This is a genomic window from Kitasatospora sp. NPDC024654, assembly GCF_055559155.1.
Genome location: NZ_JBVHLF010000172.1, coordinates 1 through 6,285 on the forward strand (window position 1 = coordinate 1; position 6,285 = coordinate 6,285).

The following is a 6,285-nucleotide window of genomic DNA, read 5'->3' on the forward strand; positions in this document are numbered from 1 at the left end:
AGCGCTCCACGCGTCGGACAGGGACCCTCGGAGCGCCCCCGAAGGGGCCCGGAACGCCACCGCGCACCGGGCCCCTTCGGCCATCCCCGGGACCGAACCAGACCGAACACCCAAGACCCCGGCGACGAGTTCGCCGGGGTCTTGGTACACCTGGACAGCCTCGCCGAGGGATCACGCCTCGCCGAACTCCCCTGCGGCAGTGCTCCGGGCGAAGGCCGCCCACCGTCTCACGCGAGAAGACCAAGGCGGGGCCGCCGGGGTCCTTGCTGTCCCGCACCGGCACCACACCGGGGAAGTCGGAGGCGACCTCCACACAGGAAGCGCCAGTGCCGCTGTGGCTCGACTTGAACCAGGAAGCGCGGGACAGATCTGGGCCAGTCATGGGTGCGGTTCCTCTCGTGCCTAGCAATGAGGTCAAGGGATGCGGCTCTGGGTAGCACCCCTACCCGCCTGCGGTTGACCGCAGGCTTCTTCCGCCCCCACAGTCCCGCCTCCCCGTACCGCACAGCCCTGTCGGCACCACATCACATCGGCACCTCTCGTCCGACCGACCGCAGCGTCAGCACGTGTGGGCCATCCGCCAGCGTGAACGGCAGCGCCAAGCCCTCGCCGCGCCGCAGGACGTCCTCCGCACGGGAAAGCGCGTCCTCTCCGATCAACATCTCCCTGAACCAGTTGAGTTGCAGGCTTCCCAGCGGCAGGAGCCGGACGGACTCCCACAGCGCCCCCAGCGCGTCCGGCACCCGATCGAACGTCGCGGGCTCGACGAGTCCGGTCAGCTCCACGACCACCGGGCCCACGGCGGCCACGCTCTTCTCGCCGGTCATCCCTCATCGTTCCTTTCACCCTGACGTGGCCCCGATGCGTCGGACGCAGGAGCGAGCACCGCCCACGTGATCTTGCCGATTCCCTGGTCGCCACGCGGGCGCCAACCCCACTGGGAAGAAAGCGATTTGACCAAGAGTAGCCCCCGCCCCGCCTCATCCTCCGCGCACACCTCACGCAGCTCGGGAGGGGCGCCACTGGCGTCGTGCACCTCGATCAGCAACCGGTCCGCATCCACGTCCAGGTGAACCCGGACCTGGCACCCTCGGGGGCTGCCGTGCTGTACGGCGTTCGCCGTCAGCTCGGTCAGCACGATCAGACCGTCAGCCGCGAACCGCTCACCACCGCTCACGCGTGCGAGCATGCCCGCCAGTAACTGCCGTGCGATTCCCGGGGATCTGGCACTGCGCGGCAACCAGCACTCCCGCTTGCCGGCCATCTCCATGAGGGCCTCACTGCACACGCCCACCATCGCTCCTCTCCGTAGTGGATCCACTACGGAGAATCGGCCGAACCCCGTACGATCGGAAGGGTTTTGACTTTGACACTTCCCGCATGTAAAAGGCTGTGGCGATCTTGCCTGAACAAGAAGTTGACGCAACGTCATCTCAACTTGCGCGGTTCGGCGCAGAACTTCGCAGGTCACGGCGAGCAAGAGGCTGGTCTCAGATCGAGACCAGCAAGCGCATGGGCTACTCGAACACCCTTGTGTCATGCATCGAAAGAGCTACACGTTCTCCAACAAAGAAGTTTGCTGTAAAAGCCGACATGGTGTTCGAGACGGATGGGGCCTTCGTAGAGCTGTGGCGGCGGTACAGCCGTGCTGCGTTACTTGAGGGCTTCGAGGAGTTCGCAGAGTGCGAGGGGCGCTGTCGGCGCTTGAGGACGTTTGAGTTGGGGGTGATCCCTGGGCTCTTTCAGGTTCCCCGCTATACCGAGGCACTGGCGTTCGCCGCCGTGAAGCGTGGAAGCATCACCCGGGAGCAGGCCGACGAACGGATTGCGTTCCTCGCCGCCCGACAGAACCGGGTGCTGGAGCAGAGGAAGCCACCGCTCGTACACGCAGTCATGGATGAGAGCTGCCTGATGCGCCCAGTGGGTGGGCATGACGTGATGCTCTCTCAGCTCGACCATATGGAGGAGCTTGCCGATCGTCCGAACCTCACGATTCAAGTCGCCCCGTACAGCCTTGCTGAACATGTCCCGTTCACGATGCCAGTGGTCCTGCTGACGTTGCCCGATCGTTCGGTCATCGGGTATGCCGAATCGCAACTTCGAGGGAACCTGGAGCGGGGCCGTGAACCCGTCGCGGCTTGGGAGAGAGACTACGATCGGCTGCAGGTGGAGTCCCTGTCCACGGTGGCTTCACTCGCCATGATCCGCGCTGTTCGGAAGGAACTTGAATGAAGCACATCGACCTGACCGGCGTTCGGTGGGTGAAGTCAAGGCATAGCAACAACGGCGGCAACTGCATCGAGTTTGCGCCCGGCCTTCCCGGCGTCGTTCCCGTGCGGGACTCCAAGGACCCCCAGGGCCCCGCCTTGGTCTTCCCCACCGACGCGTGGCAGGCGTTCGTGGCAGGCGTGCGCACCGGGAGCTTCCCCGCCGGTTCCTGATCCACCCTCGCCTTCGTCAACCCCCGGCCGGTGTTCCGGTGCGGGGGCTGACGCGCTGTGTCAACCCTCAACCCGCCGGTGTGATCGTTGCGTGAGAACTCTGCGGGCCGTCACTGCCTTGTGTGACGCTGTGGTTGCGGCTCCACTCGCCTCAACCGGCATTGCTCGGAAGGAGCTTTCCCCATGGTCCGTGACCTGTCCGGCGCTTCCTGGTTCAAGTCGTCGTACAGCGACAACGGGGGCAACTGCGTGGAGATCTCCCCGGACTTCGCCACCGTCGTTCCCGTCCGTGACTCCAAGGACCCCGAGGGACCCGCGCTGGTCTTCCCCACCAACGCGTGGCAGGCGTTCGTGTCAGGCGTGCACACCGGTTGTTTCCCCGCCGGTTCGTGATCCACCCTCGCCTTCGTCAGCCCTCGGCCGGTGTTCCGGCGCGGGGGCTGTCGCGCTGTGCCGACCTGCTGCAGAAAGGCCCCAACCCGTGACCCCCTCCGCCGCGCTGCGTGCCGCCCTGGTCGAACAGCTCACCGCCGACGGCACGCTCGCCGATCCCGCGTGGCGCCGGGCCGCCGAGGCGGTGCCCCGGGAGCTGTTCCTGTCGGAGTACTTCCGGGAGGTGCCCGGCAGCAACCCGACCGGTTACCAGGCCGTGCACCAGGACTCCCCCGGCTGGCTGGAAGCGGTCTACGCCAACCAGACCCTCGTCACCCAGCTCGACGGCGGCACGCGGCCGGGCGATGCGCGCGGGCGCACGGTCACCGGCGCGCCGTCCTCGTCCTCGACGCTGCCGTCCCTGGTGCTGCGCATGTGGCAGCAACTCGATGTCCGCGGCGGACACCGGGTGTTGGAGATCGGCACCGGCACTGGCTACTCCACCGCCCTCGGCGCCCACCGGCTCGGGGACCAGAACGTCGTCAGCGTCGAGGTGGACCCCGGGGTCGCCGAGCGGGCGGAGGCCGCGATCAAGGCGGCCGGCTACGCGCCCACCCTGGTGGTCGGCGACGGACTCGACGGCCACGCCGAGGGCGGTCCCTATGACCGGCTGATCGCCACCTGCGCGATCCGGTACCTGCCGCATCCGTGGCTCTACCAGGTGAAGCCGGGCGGGAAGATCCTCGTGACGCTGTCCGGGTGGTCGTACGGCTTCGCCCTGGTCCTGCTCACCGTGACCGAGCCCGGACGCGCCAGCGGCAAGTTCCTGCCCGGATACACCAGCTTCATGATGGCGCGCCCCCACACTCCCCCACCCCGGCAGAGCATCACCCTGGCCCCCGGCGATGAGCGGCCCAGCCGGATCGATCCCACCGTGCTCGGCACCTGGACCGGCAGCTGGGTGGCGCAGCTGGGCGCGCCCTCCGCCGAGCGGATGGGGGCGGGCGGGCAGCAGATCCTGCTGGACGTGGCCACCGGGTCGCAGGCCCGCAGTGAGCCGGACGGGGACGGCGGCTGGACGATCACCCAGCGCGGCCCGTTGCGCCTGTGGGACCAGGTCGAGAGCGCGGTGATGCAGTGGCGGGACCGGGGTGGCCCGCACCAGGAGGCGTTCGGCCTGACGGTCACCGAGCGCGGTCAGCGGGTCTGGCTCGGCGGCGAGGACGGCCCGGGGTGGGATCTGCCCGTCTGAGTGGATCTCCGGTGGCGGTTCGGCTCGGAAGGCACAGGGGGGATCGCCTCCTGTTCGCCGCCTGCCACCGGTCGTGGTGGGCTGGGAAAGGGCACGGTCTGCGCTCGGTGCGCGGTGGGCGGGTCGAACAGCAGGTCACGCCGTTCCCGGTCGGGAATCCCGTCTCCCTCTCGGAAGGGGTCCGCCATGCGCGCGCTGCGTTTCGACCGCTTCGGCGATCCCGACGTCCTGCACGTCGCCGACCTGCGCCGATCCGGTGGCGGACGACGGTGAGGCCGTCATCGCCGTCTAGGCCGCCTCGGTGAACCCCTCCGACCTGAGGAACGTCGCCGGTGCGATGGAGTGGACGACCCTGCCCCGGACCCCGGGACGCGACTTCGCCGGCGTCGTCCTCGAGGGACCGCGGGACTGGATCGGTGCGGAGGTCTGGGGCACGGGAGGCGACGTGGGCTTCACACGTGACGGCTCGCACGCGCAGTTGCTCGCCGTGCCTGCGCGGGCTCTGGTCCGCAAGCCCGAGCGGTTGAGCTTCGAGGAGGCTTCGACCGTGGGGGTCAACTTCGTCGTCGGCTGGCTCGGCGCGGTCGAGGTCGCCCAGCTGGGCAAGGGCGAGACCATCGCGGTGTTCGGCGTTTCGGGTGGTGTGGGTGGCGCGGTCGCCCAGATCGCGCACGCCCTCGGTGCCCGCGTGATCGGCATGGACCGGGTCCGGCCCGCCGATGGCACCCCTGCCGCATCGGTCATCGAGGAGTTCATCGCGCTCGACGGCGGCCCGGACGAGATCGGCTCCGAGGTCAGGCGGCTCAGCAGCGGCAAGGGAGCCGCACACGCGGCCGGGTGGTCATCTGTCCTTGAGCCCCGAAGACCACGCCCCGCCGCCTCGAGGAGACCACTGCCATGCGAGCCGTTGAGCCGCGCGGTGGGCCCTCCCCCCGGGTCCCGGCCGGTGCGGTGACCTGGACGGTGGTGGCCCGGGGCAGCGCTTCGGAGTGCCTCCTGGCGTTCGTGTTGCTCTTCTGCGTCGTCACGATCGTGCGATGGGTCGCGGGCCCCTCGCCCGTGTCCGCGGCGATCCCTCAGCTCCATGCGGAACTGTTGATCATCGGGGCGGGCGTCGGGCTGATCCTCGCCGGGCTGATCCTCAGCCCGGTGGGGAAGGTGTCGGGCGGCCACATCAATCCGGCCATCTCTCTCGCCATGTGGCGCTTCGGGGTCTTCGCCGGGGTCGCGGTCGTGCCGTATGTCGTGGCGCAGTTGCTCGGGTCCCTGCTCGGTGCGCTCGCGGCCCGGGCCGTGTGGGGCCCTGCGGCGGGGCGGCCGCCGGTGAGCGACGCCGCGTTGCGACCGGGTCTCGGCTGGTCGGCCGGGGCCCTCTTCGCGGCGGAGACCGTTTCCATGGCCGTCATCGGCTCCTGGTCGGGTTCTTCCTGTCGGTGGACCGGCTGGCGCCGCTGGTTCCCTGGCTCGTGGGGCTGCTGATCGGCATGGCGATCGCGTTGCTGGGGACCACGACGGGCGGTTCGGTGAATCCGGCCCGCCAGTTCGGGCCGGCGATCGTCTCGGGTCGGCTCGACTTCCTCTGGGTCTACCTGCTCGCTCCGATGGTGGGCGCCGTTCTGGCGGCACCGTTGCGCACCAGGCTCACGAAGCGGCGTGCCGTGGCCACGCATCGGCTGTGCGGCACCCGCTCCGCCGGTTCCCCCTTCTGAACCTCCCTCCTTGAACCGGGCAGGCCCCGGGCGTGCCGTTCGCCGTTCCGAAGCGAGCGGCTGAGCAGGTCGGCGGGACCCTTCGAGATCCCACGCAACACCACACACAAACGACCTCAAACGCACAGAAAACGGACATCGGGGCGGGGCGTGCAGTGACGGTGCCCACAGCCGTTCCAAGTCCACTACCGGCGATAGTGGACTTCTCCCGGCCCCCCGTCAGCTCCTCACGCCGTGCGCACGGCACTCCTCCCGCTGGGAGCCGTCGTCTTCGGCATTTCCGCAGGTCAGCTGGCACGTTTCGGCATTCGGGCGAGTTTCCCGAAATGGAGGTTTCGCCCGTTTTGTCCCGGGTACCGGCGTGCCCACGCGCCACCCCCGCACCCCGCGACCTACGACCGGCCATCGTTTCAGCACCCCTTGGAGCCCACCCCGAGGCCCGCTAACAATGGCCAGGTCGCCAGATGCGGCAGCGGGAACCAAACCCCGCCACCACATCTCCCGAACGGCA

General features: G+C 69.1%; 10 protein-coding genes. 7 read left to right on the plus strand and 3 right to left on the minus strand.

What is annotated here, in order from left to right; translation table 11 throughout:
• From ACZ38L_RS37895 to ACZ38L_RS37905, 3 genes are all read right to left on the minus strand, one after another.
• The coding region (locus tag ACZ38L_RS37895) for a DUF397 domain-containing protein (protein ID WP_465702403.1) at window positions 1-382 on the minus strand (382 nt) is incomplete at its 3' end.
• Window positions 383-524: 142 nt separating this feature from the next.
• A complete protein-coding gene (locus ACZ38L_RS37900; protein ID WP_465702406.1) occupies window positions 525-827 on the minus strand; it encodes a hypothetical protein in 303 nt (100 codons plus the stop codon).
• Window positions 824-1,270 carry an ATP-binding protein gene (locus ACZ38L_RS37905; RefSeq protein ID WP_465702408.1) on the minus strand — a complete coding sequence of 149 codons (447 nt, stop codon included), beginning with the start codon at window positions 1,268-1,270 and terminating at the stop codon, window positions 824-826. The genes ACZ38L_RS37900 and ACZ38L_RS37905 overlap by 4 nt, the downstream gene beginning before the upstream one ends.
• 122 nt (window positions 1,271-1,392) lie before the next feature.
• On the opposite strand from ACZ38L_RS37905, the gene ACZ38L_RS37910 reads away from it, so the two are divergent.
• The 7 genes from ACZ38L_RS37910 (at window position 1,393) to ACZ38L_RS37940 (ending at window position 5,774) form a co-directional block, all read left to right on the plus strand.
• Window positions 1,393-2,232, plus strand: coding sequence for a helix-turn-helix domain-containing protein (locus ACZ38L_RS37910; RefSeq protein ID WP_465702410.1), 840 nt, complete (start codon window positions 1,393-1,395; stop codon window positions 2,230-2,232).
• On the plus strand, window positions 2,229-2,441 hold the full coding sequence (locus ACZ38L_RS37915) for a DUF397 domain-containing protein (protein ID WP_465702413.1): 213 nt from the start codon (window positions 2,229-2,231) through the stop codon (window positions 2,439-2,441). The genes ACZ38L_RS37910 and ACZ38L_RS37915 overlap by 4 nt, the downstream gene beginning before the upstream one ends.
• A gap of 183 nt (window positions 2,442-2,624) precedes the next feature.
• Window positions 2,625-2,834, plus strand: a complete 210-nt coding sequence (locus ACZ38L_RS37920) for a DUF397 domain-containing protein (protein ID WP_465702415.1) — start codon at window positions 2,625-2,627, stop codon at window positions 2,832-2,834.
• Window positions 2,835-2,922: 88 nt separating this feature from the next.
• Window positions 2,923-4,065 carry an ATP-grasp peptide maturase system methyltransferase gene (gene tgmC, locus ACZ38L_RS37925; RefSeq protein WP_465702417.1) on the plus strand — a complete coding sequence of 381 codons (1,143 nt, stop codon included), beginning with the start codon at window positions 2,923-2,925 and terminating at the stop codon, window positions 4,063-4,065.
• 301 nt (window positions 4,066-4,366) lie between these two features.
• A complete protein-coding gene (locus ACZ38L_RS37930; protein ID WP_465702419.1) occupies window positions 4,367-5,020 on the plus strand; it encodes a hypothetical protein in 654 nt (217 codons plus the stop codon).
• Entirely contained in the window at window positions 5,017-5,544 is a 528-nt protein-coding gene (locus tag ACZ38L_RS37935) for an aquaporin (RefSeq protein WP_465702421.1), read from the plus strand. The genes ACZ38L_RS37930 and ACZ38L_RS37935 overlap by 4 nt, the downstream gene beginning before the upstream one ends.
• Complete coding sequence (locus ACZ38L_RS37940) at window positions 5,532-5,774, plus strand: aquaporin (protein WP_465702423.1); 243 nt, start codon at window positions 5,532-5,534, stop codon at window positions 5,772-5,774. The genes ACZ38L_RS37935 and ACZ38L_RS37940 overlap by 13 nt, the downstream gene beginning before the upstream one ends.
• Window positions 5,775-6,285: the final 511 nt, after the last annotated feature.

Excerpts from the sequence above, each read along its gene's own strand:
- ACZ38L_RS37900 (WP_465702406.1), bottom strand. The coding sequence starts at position 827 with ATGACCGGCGAGAAGAGCGTGGCCGCCGTGGGCCCGGTGGTCGTGGAG.
- ACZ38L_RS37905 (WP_465702408.1), bottom strand. The coding sequence starts at position 1,270 with ATGGAGATGGCCGGCAAGCGGGAGTGCTGGTTGCCGCGCAGTGCCAGA.
- ACZ38L_RS37915 (WP_465702413.1), top strand. The coding sequence starts at position 2,229 with ATGAAGCACATCGACCTGACCGGCGTTCGGTGGGTGAAGTCAAGGCAT.
- ACZ38L_RS37920 (WP_465702415.1), top strand. The coding sequence starts at position 2,625 with ATGGTCCGTGACCTGTCCGGCGCTTCCTGGTTCAAGTCGTCGTACAGC.